Here is a 19438-nt window from a genome sequence, read left to right as displayed (position 1 = left end):
AGTTGCTCATGATCTCATATCATTGCCCACTTGACACTCTCAAATGTAAAACACCTAAAACTGTCTGCGGGTAAAAATCAAATTTGCTAGGGTGAGCATCAAGGTGATGTAGAGAATGCCGTAGAGTAAGTTGGCCCAAAGTTCGCCGCTGGTGGGCAAAATTCCGTACACTGCCTCATTTTTGAGATTAAATCTTTCCAGATTGGGCAGCACCAGGTAAAGATATTTAGTCAGGGTTTCGATGTTGGTATTTTTGGTAATTTCCCCCAACTTGAGCAAATCCCGGCTGATATGCCCCATAAAGTACACCCCAAAACTGAGCAGGGTGGCCAAAATGGAACTGGTAAATACTCCAAATAAAATGGCGATCGCCGTGAGGACAGCCAATTCTAGTAAGAGAAAACCCTGGGAAATGACGATGGCCGTGGGAGAAAAAGGAATTTTGGCCCAGGCCAACATGGCCAAGTAAATGCTGGTCATAATCACCAACATGGCAGCCAGCACCCCCGATAATCCCAAATGTTTGCCGATAATAAGTTCACTGCGGCTGAGGGGCTTGGGAATAAGCACCAACACGGTCCGTTTCTCGATTTCTTTATTGATTAGGCCCGTACCGACAAAAATTGCCACGATCGCCCCCAACAGGGAAGTGGCCGCTAAACCCAGGTCGAGGAAAATTTTACCGTCCGCTCCGACGGAAATTTCTGGCAGTATACGCAGGGCCAGGGCCATCAAAATGGCAAAAAAGCCGATCACATAAAGAATCCGGTCCCGGATAACCTCTCGAAAACCATTGGCGGCGATCGCCCAAATCCTAAAAATGTTGATCATAATTTTCTCAGCAACGCAATTTCCAATAATGATCCCACACAATTTTAAGCAAAATTAAATTCCCCACCAAGGCCGGCCAAAATGGGGAATTAAGAAAATATGACTATGAAATTTTTAGCAAGATTGGTCAAAATCGAGCTGTTGGGCAACCTGAATCCCCGCGAAATTCCAATTTATTTATTACCTGGAATTAATTATCAGGGCCAGGGGAATAGTCCATTTAGCTACCGATGACTATTCGGCCGCCGGAACGCCGTCCAATAAACCATGGCGATCGAGCACTGCTTGCAGTTGGGACTCTTCATCCTGGGACAAAGAAGTTCTCAGCACTTTACCGCCGTATTTGCTCACATCAGCCAATACCTTGTCGGGGGTCACTTTTCTGACCAGAACAAATAGGGCAGAACTACCGGGGGACATGGTTTCTCCTAGTTCCCGCATGAAATTATCATCCACACCAATGTCACTGAGAGCACCGGCCAAGGCTCCACTGGCCGCCCCTACTGCTGCTCCTAAAAGAGGATTGAAAAATAAAACGCCGATCAATAAACCCCAAAAACCGCCACTAACGGCGCCGGAACTGGTGAGATTAATGGCTTGTTTGAGCTTTATTTTGCCCTTTTCGTCTTTGACCACAACGGCGGCATCTTCCATTTCGATCAAATGCTCTACTTGTAGCTTGGCCAGGGCAAGGCGTACTTCTTCTGCCTTGTATTCATCGTCGTAGCCGATAACAATTAAGTCGCTCATAAAATCTTACTGAAAATAATTGGTGATTACTAGGCTCCATGGTAGCAGTTGTGTTCGAGTTTGAAAGTTGGGGTAACCGCCAATACATAACTAGCCCATCATTGAAGAATCAATTACAATTTGGGGGACCCGGGGGTAAATTAAGTTCTCCGCCACCCCATCGAACCTAGTTTTGACAGTACCAAAAGACTTATCGCCCATGATTAAAGCCTACGCCGCCCTGGAAGCCAACGGAAAACTCCAGCCCTTTGAATATGATCCCGGCGCTTTGGGGGCTAACGAGGTGGAGATTGAGGTGCAATATTGTGGAGTTTGCCACAGTGATTTGTCCATGATCAATAACGAATGGGGCATTTCCAGTTATCCCCTCGTACCGGGCCATGAAGTGGTGGGTACTGTGGCCGCCATTGGGGAAGGGGTGAACCATGTGCAGGTGGGAGATCTGGTGGGGCTGGGTTGGCATGCGGGCTATTGCATGACTTGCCATAGTTGTTTATCGGGTGATCACAATCTTTGTGCCACGGCGGAATCCACCATTGTGGGTCATTACGGTGGCTTTGGCGATCGGGTGCGGGCCAAGGGGGTCAGTGTGGTGAAATTACCCAAAGATATTGACCTAGCCAGTGCGGGGCCGCTTTTTTGTGGTGGCATCACAGTGTTTAGCCCCATGGTGGAGTTGGGTTTAAAACCCACTGCGAAAGTGGCAGTGATCGGCATTGGTGGCTTGGGCCATTTGGCGGTGCAATTTCTCCGGGCCTGGGGCTGTGAAGTGACCGCTTTTACCTCCAGTGCCAGGAAACAAACGGAAGCTTTGGAGTTGGGGGCTCACCATATACTTGATTCCACCGATCCGGAGGCGATCGCCAGTGTGGAAGGCAAATTTGACTACATCATTTCCACGGTGAACCTGAAGCTGGACTGGAATTTATACATCACTACCCTTGCGCCCCAGGGCCATTTCCATTTTGTTGGGGTCGTGTTGGAGCCTTTGGAGCTGAACCTTTTCCCTCTTTTAATGGGGCAACGCTCCATCGCCGCTTCCCCCGTGGGTAGTCCCGCCACCATTGCCACTATGTTGGATTTTGCTGTGCGTCATAACATTAAGCCCGTAGTGGAGCAATTCAGTTTTGACCAGATTAACGAGGCGATCGCCCATCTAGAAAACGGCAAAGCCCATTATCGAGTGGTGCTCAGCCATGGCTCTAACTAAATTTTCTAGGGTTAACGGCGATCGTTAGTCCCAACTTTTTCAGCCTAAGCCTGCTTGCCATATTTAAAGTTAAGATGCCAGAAATCCATGCAGGTTGACTAGGTTAACTCTAGAAATGAAAACAGGCTTTACCACATTGGAAATTCAGGTGTCTGGAGGACGCTTGATTGGGACGGTTTCTGAGGGGCTTGGCTCATTTCTGGGAATTCCCTATGCCGTCCCGCCGGTGGGGGCATTACGATGGAAGCCTCCTGTGGCTGGCGTTAGCTGGGATAGTTCCCGTTCGGCAACTTCCTTTGGCAATCCCTGCACGCAATACCTGGATACGATTCCGGTTATCACGGAACGTCAACGCGCACCAAACGAAGATTGTCTTTACCTCAATGTTTGGACCCCTGCTCCTGGAGATTCGGCGAAACTGCCCGTCATGGTCTGGTTTCATGGAGGGGCTTTTGTAGTTGGGAGCGGATCAGCAGCCGAGTTTGATGGAGCGAACTTGGCTAAATACGGTGTAGTGGTCGTGACAGTGAATTATCGTCTGGGCCCCTTTGGTTTTCTCTCCCATCCAGAACTGGCCGAGGAATCTCCCCATGGATCTTCGGGCAACTATGGCCTACTCGATCAGCTTTGTGCGCTGCAGTGGGTTAGGGAGAACATTGCCGCCTTCGGCGGGGACCCTGGATGTGTGACCCTGTTTGGTGAATCAGCCGGGGGCATCAGTATTTCTTGCCACCTTGCCAGCCCGCTATCCAGGGAACTTTTCTCCCACACGATTATGCAGAGCGGAACCTGGTTTACAATCCCCCACGGTTTACCTCAGGCGAGCACAGATCCAGGATGCGCTGCGGCTAATGCCTCCAAGTTCGCCGCTTCACTGGGTTGCACAACGCCGGGGAAAGTAATCAATGAATTGCGTCAGCACTCAGACGTGGATTTATTGGCGGCTAATAAGGGCAAGATGTTGTTTTGTCCTGTGGTTGATGGTTGGTTTCTGCCGGAAGATCCTGGTTTGATTTTTGCGGCGGTGAAAGGGGCACCCGTGCCGAGCATCCTTGGCTACAACGGGGATGAGGGAACCCGCTTTACTCACACTGCCCCTGGCAGTCCAGAGGCGGAAGAACTAGCATTCCGCATTGCTGTCGAGCCAACCCGTCGAATGGCGGCATTGATGACGGCCCCGACTTATTGCTATCGTTTTTCACGAGTTCCCAAAACAGATCTAGCGTCGCGCTTTGGTGCTTATCACGGAGTCGAAGTGCCTTACATATTTGGAAATCTCGATGCCCGCCTCGGTTATGAAGAGGAAGATTTTGCCTTGTCAGATTGCATGATGCGTTATTGGACAACTTTTGCGCGCAGTGGTTGTCCGGATCCAATTGGTACAACGACATGGCCTCCATACAACAAAGATGGGGAAAACATTCTCAATTTGGGTGACCGGTGAACGTCCCCGCTACTTTTGCTGACTTAATCCATAGTTGGGTTTGAAACAGTTAGCTTAACAATGGCATTTTCAGCCGAGCCAACTCAAAAATATTTCTCTGTTTAGCTCTGCAAGAATTGTCTCTGGTTCGGTGGAATGGCCGAACGGAGTCGATCTCAGCTTTGATACGCTCTATCTGGAAAGCCTGACATTTGCCGGCGGTCAAGATTCAACCAGCTAGGCAAAACCCCTTGCGGATAGCCGAGGGCAAGGATCTCGGCGGTGTTAAAACAAACAATTTTGACCAAGACATTACTGCTAGAATGGCACATTGAATCAGTTCTTCAGGTAAAAGCAGTATGGGTCGCGCCAAAAAAGTCGTTCTCGCCTATTCCGGTGGGGTGGATACATCGGTTTGTATTCCCTATTTAATGCAAGAATGGGGAGTAGAGGAAGTTATTACCCTCGCGGCGGATTTGGGCCAGGGGGATGAACTGGGACCGATTCAGGAAAAAGCTCTCCGCTGTGGTGCAGTGGAATCCTTGGTTATTGACGGGAAGGAAGAATTTGTTCAAGACTATGCCTTCCGCTCCATCCAGGCCAATGCCCTCTACGAAAACCGTTATCCCCTCTCCACAGCCTTGGCCCGCCCCCTCATTGCCAAAATGTTGGTGGAAGCGGCGGAAAAATACGGTGCCGATGCGGTGGCCCATGGCTGCACTGGCAAAGGCAATGACCAAGTGCGGTTCGACATCAGCATTATGGCCCTCAACCCCAATTTGAAGGTGTTGGCACCGGCCCGGGAATGGAAAATGAGCCGGGAAGAAACCATCGCCTACGGAGAGAAGTATGGCGTGGAATCCCCCGTGAAAAAGTCTTCCCCCTACAGCATTGACCGTAATATCCTCGGCCGTAGTATCGAAGCTGGTCCCCTGGAAGACCCCATGACGGAACCGACGGAAGAAATTTATCTGATGACCAAGGCGATCGCCGATACACCGAACGAGCCGGAATATGTGGATATCGGTTTTGAAAAGGGCATTCCCGTCAGTTTAAATGGGGTGATACTTGACCCTGTTGTTCTAGTGGAACGGCTGAATGAAATTGCCGGTAACCATGGGGTAGGACGGTTGGATATGGTGGAGAACCGGGTGGTGGGGATTAAATCCCGGGAGATTTACGAAGCTCCTGCCCTATTGGTGTTAATCGATGCCCACCGGGATCTGGAAAGTTTGACTCAAACCGCCGACGTCACCCACTATAAAAATACCGTCGAAGAAATTTATAGTCAGTTGATTTACCGGGGATTATGGTACAGCCCCCTCAAGGAAGCTTTGGATGCTTTTATCGTCAAAACCCAAGAACGGGTTACGGGCATGGTGCGGGTGAAATTCTTTAAGGGCAATGCCAATGTTGCCGGCCGTAAATCTGATTACTCCATCTATGATGCGGAATTGGCCACCTACGGCATGGAAGACCAATTTGACCATAAAGCGGCGGAAGGCTTCATCTACATTTGGGGCTTACCCACCAAAGTTTGGGCCCAGAAAATGCGGGGTTAATTCCCCACTATCCTAGTTTTTCCTCGATTACTTGGAAATTCTAGTTATTTGAACAATTACCAACTAGTTAGACCCCGATCGCCAGGGATATGAACCTTGGAGCATCGGGGTTTTTGCTCTGGGTAATATGGTGTATAAGCTCGGGACGGTGGAACGAATTACGGTTAAAATTTGGACTGTTACTTTTCCTTTCTTCCCCATGCTGAGACTGATTACCGACTGTGATGGCCCGATTATGGATGTTTCTGAGCGGTATTATCAGGTTTATCAATACTGTCTGGAGCAAGTTAAATTGCCTGGGCAAAATCTGAACATACTGAGCAAAGCGGAATTTTGGCAAAGGAAACGGAGCAAGGTGCCCAAGACGCAGATTGGCCTTGATTCTGGTTTGACCCCGGAGCAAACGGAAGAATTTGTCGCCATCCGCAATCGCACCGTCCATAGCCAGCCCTACTTGCCCTATGACCAGCCTCTGGCCGGAGTGGAGGAGATTTTACAGGGCATCAAAGACCGAGGCATTGATCTAGTGCTGATGACCATGCGGCGAGAAAGTGAACTGCAGGAAGCCCTAGACCGCAATCACTTTAACCATTTTTTCCCCATCGATCGCCGTTATTGTTTAGCGGATGGTTATGTGAAAACCGGCGATACTAACGATAAACCCCTATTGATGGAACGGGCCCTGGCCGAATTACCCCCGGCGGATAGTGTGTGGATGGTGGGGGATACCGAAGCAGATATTTTGGCGGCCCAGCAGGGCAATATGCCGGCGATCGCCGTTTTGTCTGGCATTCGCAACCGAGAACAATTGGAACGCTATCAGCCGGATTTTATTGTGAACAATTTAGCCGAAGCAGTGAATTTGTTTTACCAACACCACGGGGTTGAATAGGGGTTGAATAAGTTTTGTGCCAACCACTGGAAATCCAGTTGGCAAATCGTCCATACTGAATGCTAGGGACTGACTAAGGCCCCATTGAGGAGTGGAAATTAATAACACCAAAGCACCGAGTTGAAATCTTAGGAGCAAAATATGATTAGCGTCAGACGAAAAATTACTATAGCCCTCGGGCTAACGGCGATCGCCTTTGGTTCTGCGTTGCCGGTTCAAGCCCAAATGATGACAGAAGAAAGTCTTAATCCCTTGCCCCAATCGGAAGGCAGTGCGGCGGATTTGGCCGGTATTTTGCCCAAGGATAGTGCCCTCTGGCTGGGGGGCGTCGGGGGAGAGGGGGATATCGATGCAGAAGCAGACTACAACCCCTATGAAATTCGTTCAGACCAATTGGATGGGCAACTGACGGACATAGAGCAAGAACAATTATTGGAAAGCTCTCAACTCCGCCTCGGTATTGGTAGTTTTTAACTGTCAACGTTCCTGAGGTTGATTAATTCACCACAGTGTTATGGGTAGCGGTGGGGTACCAAATATCTTCCACTTGTTTCACCAAAGCTTTAGCCCAGGTGGTGGAAGGTTTTGATGCAACATTAGGATTTAACAAAGTTACATGGCCCAGCTTGCGACCGGGGCGACATTCCCCTTTGCCGTACCAGTGCACATGGCTATGGGGCAGAGCGGCAATTTCAGCCAATTGTGGTTGATAATCCCCTGCTGACACTTCGTAGCCCAATAAATTCACCATCACCGCTTGGCCGCAATGCAAAGCCGATGACCCCAATGTTTGTCCAGTCACCGCTTGCAGTTGCAAAGCAAATTGGGAAGTGTGGCAGGCGTCTAAACTGAAGTGGCCAGAATTGTGGGTGCGGGGAGCTAATTCGTTGATTAGTAACCGTTGCGCCGGGGTATTGGTTTGGCTCGATTCCGGTAACAGAAAAAATTCGATCGCCAGGATGCCGACGTAGTCCAAATAGTTGAGAATGCGGCGGCAGTAATCCTGGGCCGTGGCAGCAATGGCGGCATCAATGGCGGCGGGGGCCACCACCCAACGGCAGACCTGTTCAATTTGGCGGGTTTCCACCACTGGGTAAATTTCCATTTCTCCCTTGGCATTGCGGGCCCCAATGACGGCCAATTCCCTTTCGTAGGGCACAAAACTTTCCACCATCCAACTACCAGGGTGGGCTTGACTCAAATCTGGTAGATCCGCCGGGGAATTAATAATTTGGGTTCCTTGGCCGTCATAGCCGTGGCGACGGGCCTTTAACACCCAAGGAAAAGCGGGCAACTGGGAAGGCAATGATTCCAGAGCCCAAAAGTCCGGCACAGGTACACCGAGGTTTTGCAAAAAATGGCGTTGTTCCCATTTATCCAACAAAGGAGCGAGGGAATCGAGCTGGGGATAAAAAGTAACTCCTTGTTCAGCTAACTTTTCCAAGCTGGGCAAATCGACAAATTCATTTTCAAAGGTGATTACCCCACAGTGCTCAGCCAACGCCTTGGTACCGTCTCCATCGGCGATCGCCGCCAACACCACCTTGTCAGCCAATGCCACTGCCGGATCGGTTTCCTCCGGGGTTTGCACTGCCAATTTGAGCCCTAATCGGGGGGCTTCCTGGGCAATCATCCAGGCCAACTGCCCACCACCAACTACCCCCACTGTGGTTAATTGTTTTTCCATCGAACTATCTACTGTCGCCTAAGAGTTTACTTTGCAATATTTATGTCTACTTAATCCACCCCCCACGCTTTCCCTGACAAGCTCCGACAAATGGGGAAACCTTGAACAATCATGGCGCTCCCTAACTGGGGACTGGGCAGGATTTTCCCAACAGACTCTATCCTTTTGACAAGTTTGATTTAACCCGATGGTTTTATGTTTTTTTAGGAACAACCAAGGGATTCCCTGGTGCTGTTGCCGGTTTTGGGGTTAACCCCATCAGCCACTTCACATAGGGCTGCTACCTGTTCTGAATCCAACACCGCAAGGGTAAAGTCAGCACCCTGGATTTTGGCATTTTTAAAGGAAGTCCGGAGCATAATTGCCTCTGCTAAGATGGCGTTCTCCAAATTAGCCCCATTGAAACTGGTCAAATAGGCCAAACCATTGGTCAGATCCGCCCCTTTGAGGTTGGCATCGGTGAGGTTAGCACCATTAAACACGGAGCCCCGCAAATCCATAGCTTCAAAAATACTGCTGGTCAAGTCCACATTGGTGAACTGGGCGGTGAGCAGGTCTTGGTCCCGAAAATCCGTTTCCGCCAACACGATATTTTCAAAAGCTGAAGCTCCCCCGGTCACGGAAGAAGAACTAGCGGCGATCGCCGGGGCAGACCAGATCAAACAGGCCACGGTGAGCACAACAAGGAGGGACTGACGAAACACTTTCAGCATTGGGGAAGCGATAACCTGAATTCAGGGCGGCGGTGAGATGTAGACACCAACTAGATTATCAGCAATCAAGGCGCGGGCATACCCCCAACGGCAGATAGGGATTATATTCTGGCCATTTCTTTGGCGACAAGAATTTGTTGATTCACCGGGGCGGTAACCAATGTACCTAAAAATTAGTGCCGGTAAATTAAGTCTGACCTTGCTATGATCAGGGATGTCTTTTATCCTCTTTTATTGAATATGTACTATTTGCCCCAGCCTCCCTATTTTTTAATTGCGGTAGGGCTTTTTGTTGGGATTTCCTGTGGCGCGGCCTTTGAAGCCACCTTGAAACAGAAAGTGAAGCTTTGGCTAAATACCCCCGCCAGTACGTTGGCAGACCTAGATTTACAACTGCCTTTTATTGGTATTTGTGTGGGAGTTTGTGTATTTTTAGCTTCTGGAGTGCAAATTTTTCTGGGTAATGGTTGGATTTCCTACGCCATTTCCTTGCCCATTACCATTTTTATCGCGGCGTTGGTGTGGCGACAATTGGATAGTTTACTCAAACAATTAAAAAGCGGTGGATCTGCGGCCATTGATTTAGATATCTTCTAATTAACGAGAAGAGTTGCCACAATTTTGTTATGGATATTATGGATTTACCCGTTCTCGGCTCCACCCTATTTTTTACCATTTTTTCCCTGATTGGCTTGGTGTTTTTCATCCGTTCTTCGGTTAAAGATCGAACCCAGAAAATCCGGGCTTGGATCGATAATCCCGAGGCGGGCATATTGGATGAGATTAAAACCTATTTCAATAACCGGGCCTACCGCATTACGAACATTGACCCAGTCCAACAGGCGATCGCCTTTGAGGGGAATGTACAGGCTAGTCCATTTTTAGCGGTGTTTTTGAGTTTGTTGGCGGCCCTAGGACTACTCTGCCTCGCTTTGGTGTTAGCCGTATTTTGGCCCCAACGGGGTTTTCTCTTTTTCTTCCTACTCTGGTTAGCTCCCCTAGCGGGAACTTTTTACTGGCAAAAAGCGGCCAGGGTAGAAGCGATTACGTTGGAATTGGGGGACCCGGATCAACCCTCCCATCCAGGGCAATATCCTTTGACCATTACCGCCCATCGGGATGAGTTGCGGGAATTACAGGCCCAATTTCCCCTAGATTGGCAAGGAGGAAGTTCCCATTAATATGAGTGATACAGCGGTTACAGTATCTAAAGTAGTGCGGTAAAACTTTTAAAGCATAGGGATTACGCCTGTTTTGTGCTGATTAAGCTGATGCAAGATTTGCTGTATTTTTGGGGAATTTGCCCAGACTAACTTATTTATTTTTCAATTTTTGTTCCGTTAACTTTGCTTGATAACAACTAAATTTCAAACCCATGGGCTTAGCCGTTGACAGTAATTTGATTGGTAAAATTTTAGCCCCTGCCCTGAGGCTTTGGCTCCGTTCCCAGGTGGAAACGGTGGAGAGTTTGGAGTTGGAAATTGACGGCAAAGACCGACAAATTTTGCGGGGTTATGTACCCAGGGTTGCCCTCAGCAGTGATAGGGCCATTTACCAAGGCCTACAACTAGGAAAGGTGTTACTCCGGGGGGAAAATATCCGCATTAACATTGGTCAAGTAATCAAGGGGAAGCCCCTCAAATTATTGGAACCAATTCGGGTCAGTGGAGAGTTACAAATCTCCCAAAGCCATCTCCAGGCATCCCTAACATCCACCTTACTGGCCGGTGCTTTTGGGGAATTGTTGGTGGCTTTGTTAGCGGAACAGGGGGTGGCAGATCCCCAGGGCCAGTTAGAAAATTACACTTTCCTTTGGCAGGCGATCGCCTTGGAGAATCAATCTTTTCAGCTCAAGGGTGAAGTACAAGACCCCCAGGGTCAAAGCCATGATCTTTTAGTGCAGGCCCGTCTCCAATTGGCCAGTCCCAAAACCCTACATCTCGAAGACATTACCCTACTAGGACTACCGGCGATCGCCAACCGAAACTTAGAGCGTTTGACTGTTGATTTAGGGGAAGATGTGGACCTTGAATCCCTCGATCTAAACAATGGCGAGCTTTTCTGCCTTGGTCGGGTGTTAATCCGCCCTTGAACCTTGGCATCACGTTGATAAAGTTGTTATCTACCCCCTAAATTCCCCAACAGTTGATGATTTGTATCCAGTTCCCCCCAACTTGGAAGGTCAGGGGGGCGTTCAAACACTTTTTACACGTTGGAATAAACGCTGTTTCTCAAGATGGTATAACCTTTAATTAACTCTTGAATACCCCGTCCCAAAGACCAGTCAGGAGTAAAGCCAGTGCTCAAAATCCTCTGGTTGGAAACAATGTAATCCCGCTTATCTGGATCCTCTCCGATGGGAGCTTCTAGATAAACAAAATTGGGCAGATATTTACGAATTTCGTCACAAAGTTCCAGTTTAGACAAATTAGCATCTTCCAAACCAACGTTATAGGGCTTACCCTTCATGGATTCAAAGTTTTCCAAGCCATGGAGAAACACCTTAGCCACATCCCGGATATGAATATAATTGCGCTTGAAATGACCTTCAAAAATAACCACTGCCCGGTCGTAAAAGGCGCGGTACACAAAGTCATTGACCAACAAATCCACCCGCATCCGGGGAGCCATACCAAATACCGTAGCCAGGCGAAAAGTCATGCCGTTATCCCGGGCTAACACCGCTTTTTCCGCTTCCACCTTAGTTACCCCATAGAGGGAAATTGGTCGCAGGGGACTTTCTTCGGTACAAAATTTACCCTTTTCCCCAATGCCGTAGCCACTGTTGGTAACTGGCATCAAAATCCGCTGTTGAGGGCTGGCGAGTTGGCAGATCATTTCCACTGCCGTCTGGTTAGTGGTTTTAGTGCCAATTTGATCGCGACTGCATAGGGGAGCCCCCACTAAGGCCGCTAGGGGAATGATTACATCGGCGGTTTTGAGCTGTTCTTTAATTAGGTCTTCCTTGCGGCAATCCCCCCGGATAACGTTAAAGGTTTCATACTGACAGCATTCCGCCAAGCTATTTTGCTGGAACATGAAGTTGTCTATCACGGTTACCTCGTAACCCGCCGCCAACAAAGTGGGGGTTAGGACAGAACCAATGTAGCCACCGCCACCGGTAATCAAAATTTTCATAATCACTCCTCCATGTTCTCTTTAACTATTGTTGAGCAAAAAATATCCGTTCCCAGTAAAGCAAAAAAGGGGCAACTTGCCAGAATTATTGGGGAATAGTGAGGGCATCGTGGCGTTTGACCTCCTCCAGGTATTGACCGATCGCCTCGGAGGTTTTGCCCATGTAACGCACCACCCCCCGGTCTAGCCAAATGGTAGTAGGACAGGCATCTTGGATAAAACTCAGGCTATGGGAAACTACCAGAATAGTGGTGTTATGCCCCCAGAGCTTATCCATGCGGGCCTGGGACTTATGCTTAAAACTCTCATCCCCCACCGACAGGACTTCATCCAAAATTAGAATATCCGGTTCCACATCGGTGGCAATGGCAAAGCCCAACCGGGCCGACATCCCCGAAGAAAGGGACTTCACCGGCATATCACCCAGGGTCTGCAACTCAGCAAAATCAAGGATGGAATCTACCCTGTCCAACATTTCCTGGCGGGAAAATCCCAGCATGACGCCGTAGAGAATGATGTTATCCCGCACACATAAATCCGGGTCAAAGCCAGCTCCCAACTCAATTAAGGGGGCTATTTCTCCCCTTACCCTTAGACTGCCAGCGGAGGGTTCCAAAATGCCGCAAATTACCTTGAGCAGGGTAGACTTCCCCGAACCATTGGAGCCAATTATGCCAATTTTTTCCCCCGTCACCACCGTAAAATCTATATTGTCTAGGATCAGCTTACGGGAAGGCTTACGATATTTCCCTTCGATAAAAGATAGTACGGTGCGCTTCAGGTCGTAGGAAAACTCCTCCTGGGTCCGACGGTACAAAGAAACCTTATCAAGACGAATAACTTCAGACATCTAAAATTAGCTTTACAACAGATCCATGAAATTCTTTTGCCAGGAGCGAAAGCAGAACCAACCCAAGGCCAATAAGATTAAACCATTTAATAGTCCATGGACGATCAAACCAGACTCAGGCAAATCCCCCGACAGGGAAATTTGACGAATACTGTCGATGATCGGTAACAGGGGGTTGATGACCAAAAAGCGACGCACTTGTTCCGGCACAATTTCCGATGGATAAAAAATAGGCGAGCCAATCCAGAGCATGAAGGTAACTAGCTCATAGAAGTAGGGCAAATCTCGGAAAAACACATAAAGGGCACTGACAAAAAAGCCCACCCCAGTGCACACTAGGCTCAGGGCCAAGAGGGGAAAGAAGAGGCAAAGGGCATTGACCAACCACCAGCCAGACTCCCAAGACTTATAAATAGTCACGATCGCCAAGAGGGGGAGTGGCCCCACCACAAATTGGAAAACGTTGGCAATGATCATGGACAGGGGAAAGACACTGATGGGCAGCTTAATCTTGTTCATTAGCCCCCCACTGGCCACCACACTGGACAGAGCTTGACTGGTGGAAGAGGAAAAAAAGTTAATTACCAACAGCCCCGTGAAGGCCGCCAGCACATAGTTCAGGGCGGAACCATAAAAGGAGGCAAAGGCCGCGCCGAAAATGGCCGCATAAATCCCCGTCATAATTAGGGGGTTTAGCAATGACCAGTAAACCCCTAAAAAGGAACCCCGGTAACGGCCTTTCAGGTTGCGCTCCACTAATATCTGTAAAAGTTCTAAGTAGCGCTGAATGGGGGACCAGTTCACCCTTGTCGGTAGCGAAAGAGCCATAAAAAATTCTAAAAAATTGCGGGGCGGCGCCGAGCTAAACAAGAATTGTATAGAGTTGTGTGGCCTTTGTCGAGATAGTTGGATCGTGTGAACTAACCAGGCTTCTCTGAACCAATGGGAAAACAGTGTGCTGATTTTTGAAACCACCATTAATTCAAGCGCTCGAAAAAATCTGCTAGCGAGGTTAGAATAGGCCAGTTCACAAATCTCCCTGCCCAAATTCCATGGTTGTCAGCACCGTTAATCCCACAGCGCCCATGCCTGTGACCCCCATTTTTAACCCCACTGGCAACGATTCCGTCGAGAACCGTACCATTTGGTTTGGTAACACCACCAATTTGATGCAATTAAACGATGTCCGCTACAACTGGGCAGTGGGTTTGTACCAGCAAATGAGAGAGAACTTTTGGATTCCCCAGCGCTTAGATATTACCCAGGATGTTACTGATTACTGGAACCTAACCAACGAAGAACGGTATGCTTTCGACGGAATTTTGTCTTATTTGACCTTTCTAGATTCTGTCCAAACCTGTAACATTCCCCATTTGAAAAGTAGCGTTACTGCTCCAGAAATTAGCCTTTGTATGGCGGAGCAAATTTCCCAGGAGGGCATGCACAACCAGAGCTACCAGTACATGATCGAGACGATTATTCCCACAGAAAAGCGGGATACAGTGTACGAATTTTGGCGCACAGACCGGGTGTTAAAAGAACGGTGCGAGTACATTGCCATGCTCTACCAAAAATATGTCGATCATCCCACCCAGGAAAATTACTTTGTCGCCTTAATGGCGGACTATTTGTTGGAAGGATTATATTTCTACAATGGTTTCATTTACTTTTACAATCTGGCTTCCCGCATGTTAATGCCCGGTTCCGCCGACATTTTTAAAATGATTAACCGGGATGAGTTGAGCCACGTGCGTCTCTACCAAAAGCTAATTCCCGAAGCGATGCAAGTCTTCACCCACTCCACAGATCAAATTTATGAAATGTTTGACAAGGCAGTGGAGTTTGAATGTCGTTGGACTAACCACATTGTCGGCAACAATATCCTCGGCATTACGGAATCTAGTACGGAACAGTACACCAAATACCTTGCTAACAGTCGTCTGCGGGCGATCGGTTTGGATCCCCTTTACAATGAACCCCGCTATGGAAAAAGTCCCTACACCCACTTGGAGCGTTTTTCCGATACGAAAAAAGAAGCCCACACCAAGGCGAACTTCTTTGAAGCAACGGTGACTAGCTATGTGATGTCTTCTGGGGTAGCTGGTTGGGATGAAATTTAAGGGTTGATCTCTAACCTAGCCATTCATTTCTCTGATGTTGCCATTGACCGTCAGTAAAGTAAGTGGAAAACCAAGAACTGCGCTTAAGGGGTGATCATTGTGCCCCCCTGCCGGTGGATGATTTCCCAGGCTTGCCCTAGCTGGCCAATGCCACACCACTGCCCAGTGCCTTCCACAAAGCGACAGGCCGCTTCCACTTTTGGTCCCATGGAGCCCTCCGCAAAACGGTAACGGCGCAGATTTTTCGGGGTGGTTCGCTCGAAACGGTGGGCGTAATTAGTGCCCCAGTTTTCATACACGCCATCGGTATCGGTGAGGAGTAGTAACCCCTGCGCTTGGAGATTTTTGGCCAACAGAGCGGCGGCCAAGTCTTTGTCGATCACAGCTTCCACCCCCTGCATGCCCCCGGCTTCATCTACCACAATGGGAATGCCCCCGCCCCCGGCACAGACTACCAAGGCACCACTGTTGACTAGCAGTTGAATGGTGGTTAGCTCAATGATGCGTTGCGGTTCCGGGGAAGCTACCACCCGGCGGTAACCTTCGCCGTCAGCGGCGATCGCCCACCCCCTTGCCTGGGCCAACTGTTGGGCCTGGGGGAGGTCATAAATGGGGCCAATGGGTTTGCTGGGGCGCAAAAAAGCTGGATCCTGGCGATCAACCACAATTTGGGTCAAGAGGGTAACAATGTCCCTACCGGGGAGTTGGTTGCGTAATTCCTGTTCCAGGAGATAGCCAATCATGCCTTCGGTTTCCGCCCCTAAAACGTCTAGAGGGTAGGGCTTGCAGGATTTTTCACATTCTCCCTGCAGGGCCAGTAAACCCACCTGGGGGCCATTGCCATGGGTGACCACTACAGGATATTCCTGCACCACCTTGGCGATCGCCAGGGCCGCAACGCGAATGTTAGCTTTCTGAATTTCCACTTCTGGAGGTTGGCCCCTCTGCAACAGGGCATTACCACCCAAAGCAATGACAATGGGTCTGGGGTTAGGAGATGTCATGGACTTTGCCCCCTAGCCCCCGTTGGGCTAAAAATAAATCCACGGCAGTGCCTAATCCTGGTTCTTCTGCCTCGGCGTAATCATAAAAAACCCGCACCAATGGTTTATGCAATGCAATTAACCGACCCAGATCACTGGGGGTGCCGGACACCACCACATCCACCGCAGCGGCATTGAGGGTGTCGGCCAAAGCCTTTAATTGGGCAGGAAAGTAACCCATGGCGGGCAAAATTTGGCTTAGATGGGGAAATTTAGCGTAAACTGCCGCTATTTCCGGCACAGCGTAGGGTCTGGGGTCAACTATTGTAATGTTTTCAATGTCCTTAACTGCTTGGTAGCCTGCACCATAGCCCATGCCCCCGTGGGTGGTAGTGGGGCCGTCTTCCACCACAATGACCCGTTTGCCCCGCAGATCCAAGGGTGGTTCTAACCGTAACGGCGATCGCCCCTGGATGATTTTGGCACTGGGGTTTAACTGGGCGATGGAGTCCCGCACCTGGGCAATGTGGGCCGCCGTAGCCACATCGGTTTTGGGGATCAAGACAATATCGGCCATCCTGAGCGCCGTTTCCCCTGGATGGTATAAATTTTCATCTCCAGGTCGGAGAGGGTCCACCAGCACAATGTGTAAATCCGGTCGCACAAAGGGAAAATCGTTGTTACCTCCGTCCCAGAGAATGACATCACTTTCTAAAGAGGCTTTTTCCACAATTAGGCCGTAATCCACCCCGGCATAGACCACATGGCCAGCTAAGATATGGGGCTCGTATTCTTCCCTTTCTTCCACTGTGCAGTGGGCCTGGTCTAAATCTTCTAAGGTGGCAAACCGTTGCACTGTCTGCTTTTCTAGATTGCCGTAGGGCATGGGATGGCGAATTGCACAAACCCTTAAACCCAGTTGGCGTAACCGTTGGGATAACCAGCGACTCACCTGGGATTTGCCACAGCCGGTACGCACCGCCGACACCGCAATCACCGGCACTGTAGCCTTAATCATGGTTTGATCTGGTCCCAGGAGGACAAAATCCGTTCCGATCGCCAAGGCCCGGGAGGCGAGATGCATTACCTTTTGGTGGGACACATCACTATAGGCAAATACAATCTGATCAACTTGGTTTTCCCGGCAAAAATGTTCTAACTCCCCTTCCTCAATGATGGGAATGCCCTGGGGGTACAGTGCCCCCGCTAAACCCGGCGGATAACGGCGATCGGCAATGCCAGCAATCTGGGTAGCGGTGAAGGCCACCACTTCATACTGGGAATCATCCCGATAGACCTGATTGAAATTGTGAAAATCCCGCCCCGCAGCTCCTAAAATCACCACCCGCCGACGGTTGTCAGTAATTGCATTCGTAACCATAGCCCCTTTCCTCCGGACAATAAGCCACGCCGTCACCACTCCCCACCAAGGCAACGTCCGTTTGTTTGATTAACTTGTCGAGCTCAGACACCAGCTCAAAATATGATTAACCGGGCAGTTTTAACGCGTTTTTATCCCTGCTCTGCATTGATCCCCGGTTGCTTTTCTACCTTTTATGATAAACACCAACGGGATTATCCCCAGAACCCTTGTTACAATACTTTGCCTGGGAAACATCTCCTTAACCCTAGTTCAGCCGAAAAATTGCCCATTTTGACGCAGAAAAACCGCTAGGATAGGTCAAATTTAAGGCAACTTTAACTTTGTCTTTTACTCAACCTTTTTTTAATTTACTCCCCCCACCATTGCACCATGGCGATCGCCTCAATCTTTCAAGGGATTTTGCCCTATTACAGGAAGCCATTTTGGCGCCATCTTCTCCTCGGTCTGCTAGTAAGTTTGGCGATCGTTCACCCTTTTCCTCTCTTTGGCCAACTCCAAGCCCAAAACGCCTTTCCCGAAATTAGGGGTGTGTGGATCACTAATAACGACACTGTTAGATTTTTAGATGAGAATCGCACTACTGAATCCATTAACCTCCTGGCGGATCTAAATTTCAACACCATCTACCCCGTAGTCTGGAACTCCGGCTATGTGCTCTACGAAAGTGAATTTGCTAAAAGGGAAGGATTGCAGCCCTTTAGCCCCAGGGGAGACCAGGGTCAGGATGTGCTAGCAGATATCATCGCCAAAGCCCACCGCCGCAACATGTTGGTTTTGCCCTGGTTTGAATTTGGCTTTAAGGCTCCCCCCATGTCGGAACTAGTTAAACGCCATCCTTGGTGGTTTACCCAAAAGCGAGATGGCACCAAAACGTCGGTGAGTGCCGCTGGAGAAGTAATGTGGATGAATCCCTTCCACCCCCAGGTACAGGCTTTTATCACCCAACTGGTCATGGATGCAGTCAACAAATACGATTTGGACGGAGTTCAGTTCGACGATCACACCGCCTTGCCCAACGAATTTGGCTACGACAATTACACCATTTCCCTATACCAACAGGAAACAAAAAAAACTCCCCCAAGCAACCCCAAAGATCCCGCCTGGATTCGCTGGCGAGCTGATAAAATTACGGCTTTCATGGTGCAGTTAAATGCTCGCATTAAAGCTGCTAAACCTAATATTCTCGTATCCGTTTCCCCCGCCACCTATAATCTCGCTTACAACACCTTTTTACAAGACTGGTTAGATTGGATCCGCAAAGGGATTGTTGACGAAGTAATAGTTCAGGTTTATCGCACATCCCTACCCACTTTTACCGAGCCAATCCAGCGGGCTGAGTTTCGAGAAGCCAAAACCCGAATTCCCACTGCCGTTGGTATTCTGACGGGATTGCCCACTAAGCAGGTTCCCATGCCCCTGGTGAATGATAAAGTGTATGCGGCCCGGGCCCAGGGCATGGGGGCTTCTTTTTTCTATTACCAAACCCTCTGGGACGTTGCACCGGAGGAAAAGGATTATCGCATTCAGTCCTTTCGTCGCCTATTTGCTTCCCCAGCCCCCCGCAGTTTAGCTAGAATTGCCCCGCCCCCACCGGCAACCCCTGTTCCTTCTGTTCCCCCTAGCAATCCGCCACCCACGTCCCAAGGTACCCCTGCCCCTCCTTTACAGGGCATCCCCATCCCCGTCCAAATGCCAGGCGCTCCAGCCCCGGCGAATAACCCCGTGGCTCCTAATCCACCCCCACCAACCCCAGCATCACAGGAACCAGGAGGATTTGCACCGGAACCGGTCTTGGACGACTCCATTCCCGTAGATTGGTATTAAAGTTTGCCTGGCTGCCCATGCTCCATGGCCCTTGCCTCTAGCCCACCCTCTAGCAGTTAATGGAACTGGGA

19 protein-coding genes are annotated in these 19438 nt (G+C 49.5%); 10 read left to right on the top strand and 9 right to left on the bottom strand.

Annotated features, from left to right (window positions below; translation table 11 throughout):
- Positions 1-54 precede the first annotated feature (54 nt).
- Together H6G45_RS14895 and H6G45_RS14890 are read right to left on the bottom strand one after the other, a co-directional pair.
- Positions 55-831 (bottom strand): ABC transporter permease, encoded by a 777-nt coding sequence (locus tag H6G45_RS14895; protein ID WP_190599188.1) that lies wholly within the window; start codon positions 829-831, stop codon positions 55-57.
- Positions 832-1065: 234 nt separating this feature from the next.
- Positions 1066-1581, bottom strand: a complete 516-nt coding sequence (locus H6G45_RS14890) for a DUF1269 domain-containing protein (RefSeq protein ID WP_190599187.1) — start codon at positions 1579-1581, stop codon at positions 1066-1068.
- 199 nt (positions 1582-1780) lie between these two features.
- On the opposite strand from H6G45_RS14890, the gene H6G45_RS14885 reads away from it, so the two are divergent.
- The 5 genes from H6G45_RS14885 (at position 1781) to H6G45_RS14860 (ending at position 7142) form a co-directional block, all read left to right on the top strand.
- Positions 1781-2791, top strand: coding sequence for an NAD(P)-dependent alcohol dehydrogenase (locus tag H6G45_RS14885; protein WP_190599186.1), 1011 nt, complete (start codon positions 1781-1783; stop codon positions 2789-2791).
- Positions 2792-2906: 115 nt separating this feature from the next.
- Entirely contained in the window at positions 2907-4235 is a 1329-nt protein-coding gene (locus H6G45_RS14880) for a carboxylesterase family protein (protein ID WP_190599185.1), read from the top strand.
- Between the two features lie 338 nt (positions 4236-4573).
- Positions 4574-5776 (top strand): argininosuccinate synthase, encoded by a 1203-nt coding sequence (argG, locus tag H6G45_RS14870; RefSeq protein WP_190599184.1) that lies wholly within the window; start codon positions 4574-4576, stop codon positions 5774-5776.
- A 127-nt stretch (positions 5777-5903) separates the two neighbouring features.
- Entirely contained in the window at positions 5904-6668 is a 765-nt protein-coding gene (locus tag H6G45_RS14865; protein WP_242018187.1) for an HAD family hydrolase, read from the top strand.
- A gap of 141 nt (positions 6669-6809) precedes the next feature.
- Positions 6810-7142, top strand: a complete 333-nt coding sequence (locus tag H6G45_RS14860; protein ID WP_190599183.1) for a hypothetical protein — start codon at positions 6810-6812, stop codon at positions 7140-7142.
- 22 nt (positions 7143-7164) lie between these two features.
- On the opposite strand, the gene purK is transcribed toward H6G45_RS14860, so the two are convergent.
- Complete coding sequence (gene purK, locus H6G45_RS14855) at positions 7165-8355, bottom strand: 5-(carboxyamino)imidazole ribonucleotide synthase (protein WP_190599182.1); 1191 nt, start codon at positions 8353-8355, stop codon at positions 7165-7167.
- 203 nt (positions 8356-8558) lie between these two features.
- Positions 8559-9068 carry a pentapeptide repeat-containing protein gene (locus tag H6G45_RS14850; RefSeq protein WP_190599181.1) on the bottom strand — a complete coding sequence of 170 codons (510 nt, stop codon included), beginning with the start codon at positions 9066-9068 and terminating at the stop codon, positions 8559-8561.
- 240 nt (positions 9069-9308) lie between these two features.
- On the opposite strand from H6G45_RS14850, the gene H6G45_RS14845 reads away from it, so the two are divergent.
- The 3 genes from H6G45_RS14845 to H6G45_RS14835 all read left to right on the top strand — a co-directional run bounded on the left by H6G45_RS14845 (position 9309) and on the right by H6G45_RS14835 (position 11160).
- On the top strand, positions 9309-9665 hold the full coding sequence (locus H6G45_RS14845) for a hypothetical protein (protein WP_223342397.1): 357 nt from the start codon (positions 9309-9311) through the stop codon (positions 9663-9665).
- A 38-nt stretch (positions 9666-9703) separates the two neighbouring features.
- Complete coding sequence (locus tag H6G45_RS14840) at positions 9704-10249, top strand: cofactor assembly of complex C subunit B (protein WP_242018186.1); 546 nt, start codon at positions 9704-9706, stop codon at positions 10247-10249.
- Between the two features lie 194 nt (positions 10250-10443).
- Positions 10444-11160, top strand: a complete 717-nt coding sequence (locus H6G45_RS14835) for a DUF2993 domain-containing protein (RefSeq protein ID WP_190599178.1) — start codon at positions 10444-10446, stop codon at positions 11158-11160.
- A gap of 113 nt (positions 11161-11273) precedes the next feature.
- Here H6G45_RS14835 and H6G45_RS14830 read toward each other — a convergent pair whose 3' ends face one another.
- The 3 genes from H6G45_RS14830 to H6G45_RS14820 all read right to left on the bottom strand — a co-directional run bounded on the left by H6G45_RS14830 (position 11274) and on the right by H6G45_RS14820 (position 13884).
- Positions 11274-12206, bottom strand: a complete 933-nt coding sequence (locus tag H6G45_RS14830; protein WP_190599177.1) for an NAD-dependent epimerase/dehydratase — start codon at positions 12204-12206, stop codon at positions 11274-11276.
- Between the two features lie 85 nt (positions 12207-12291).
- Positions 12292-13056, bottom strand: a complete 765-nt coding sequence (locus H6G45_RS14825; protein ID WP_190599176.1) for an ABC transporter ATP-binding protein — start codon at positions 13054-13056, stop codon at positions 12292-12294.
- 12 nt (positions 13057-13068) lie between these two features.
- Positions 13069-13884, bottom strand: a complete 816-nt coding sequence (locus H6G45_RS14820; protein ID WP_190599175.1) for an ABC transporter permease — start codon at positions 13882-13884, stop codon at positions 13069-13071.
- A gap of 224 nt (positions 13885-14108) precedes the next feature.
- Here H6G45_RS14820 and H6G45_RS14815 point away from each other — a divergent pair, with 224 nt between their 5' ends.
- Positions 14109-15176 (top strand): ribonucleotide-diphosphate reductase subunit beta, encoded by a 1068-nt coding sequence (locus H6G45_RS14815; RefSeq protein ID WP_199309795.1) that lies wholly within the window; start codon positions 14109-14111, stop codon positions 15174-15176.
- An 83-nt stretch (positions 15177-15259) separates the two neighbouring features.
- Here H6G45_RS14815 and H6G45_RS14810 read toward each other — a convergent pair whose 3' ends face one another.
- Both H6G45_RS14810 and H6G45_RS14805 read right to left on the bottom strand, forming a co-directional pair.
- Positions 15260-16180: a carbamate kinase gene (locus H6G45_RS14810; protein ID WP_190599174.1), complete on the bottom strand. Its 921-nt coding sequence runs from the start codon at positions 16178-16180 to the stop codon at positions 15260-15262.
- Positions 16167-17540: a cyclic 2,3-diphosphoglycerate synthase gene (locus H6G45_RS14805; protein ID WP_190599173.1), complete on the bottom strand. Its 1374-nt coding sequence runs from the start codon at positions 17538-17540 to the stop codon at positions 16167-16169. Before H6G45_RS14805 ends, H6G45_RS14810 begins: the two co-directional genes overlap by 14 nt.
- Before the next feature lie 372 nt (positions 17541-17912).
- Between H6G45_RS14805 and H6G45_RS14800 the strand changes: the two genes are divergently transcribed.
- Complete coding sequence (locus H6G45_RS14800; protein WP_190599172.1) at positions 17913-19367, top strand: family 10 glycosylhydrolase; 1455 nt, start codon at positions 17913-17915, stop codon at positions 19365-19367.
- Positions 19368-19438: the final 71 nt, after the last annotated feature.

The organism is Synechocystis sp. FACHB-383 (genome assembly GCF_014698605.1).
Classification (GTDB): Bacteria; Cyanobacteriota; Cyanobacteriia; order Cyanobacteriales; family Microcystaceae; genus Synechocystis; species Synechocystis salina.
This window is presented reverse-complemented; position numbering and strand designations above follow the sequence as displayed.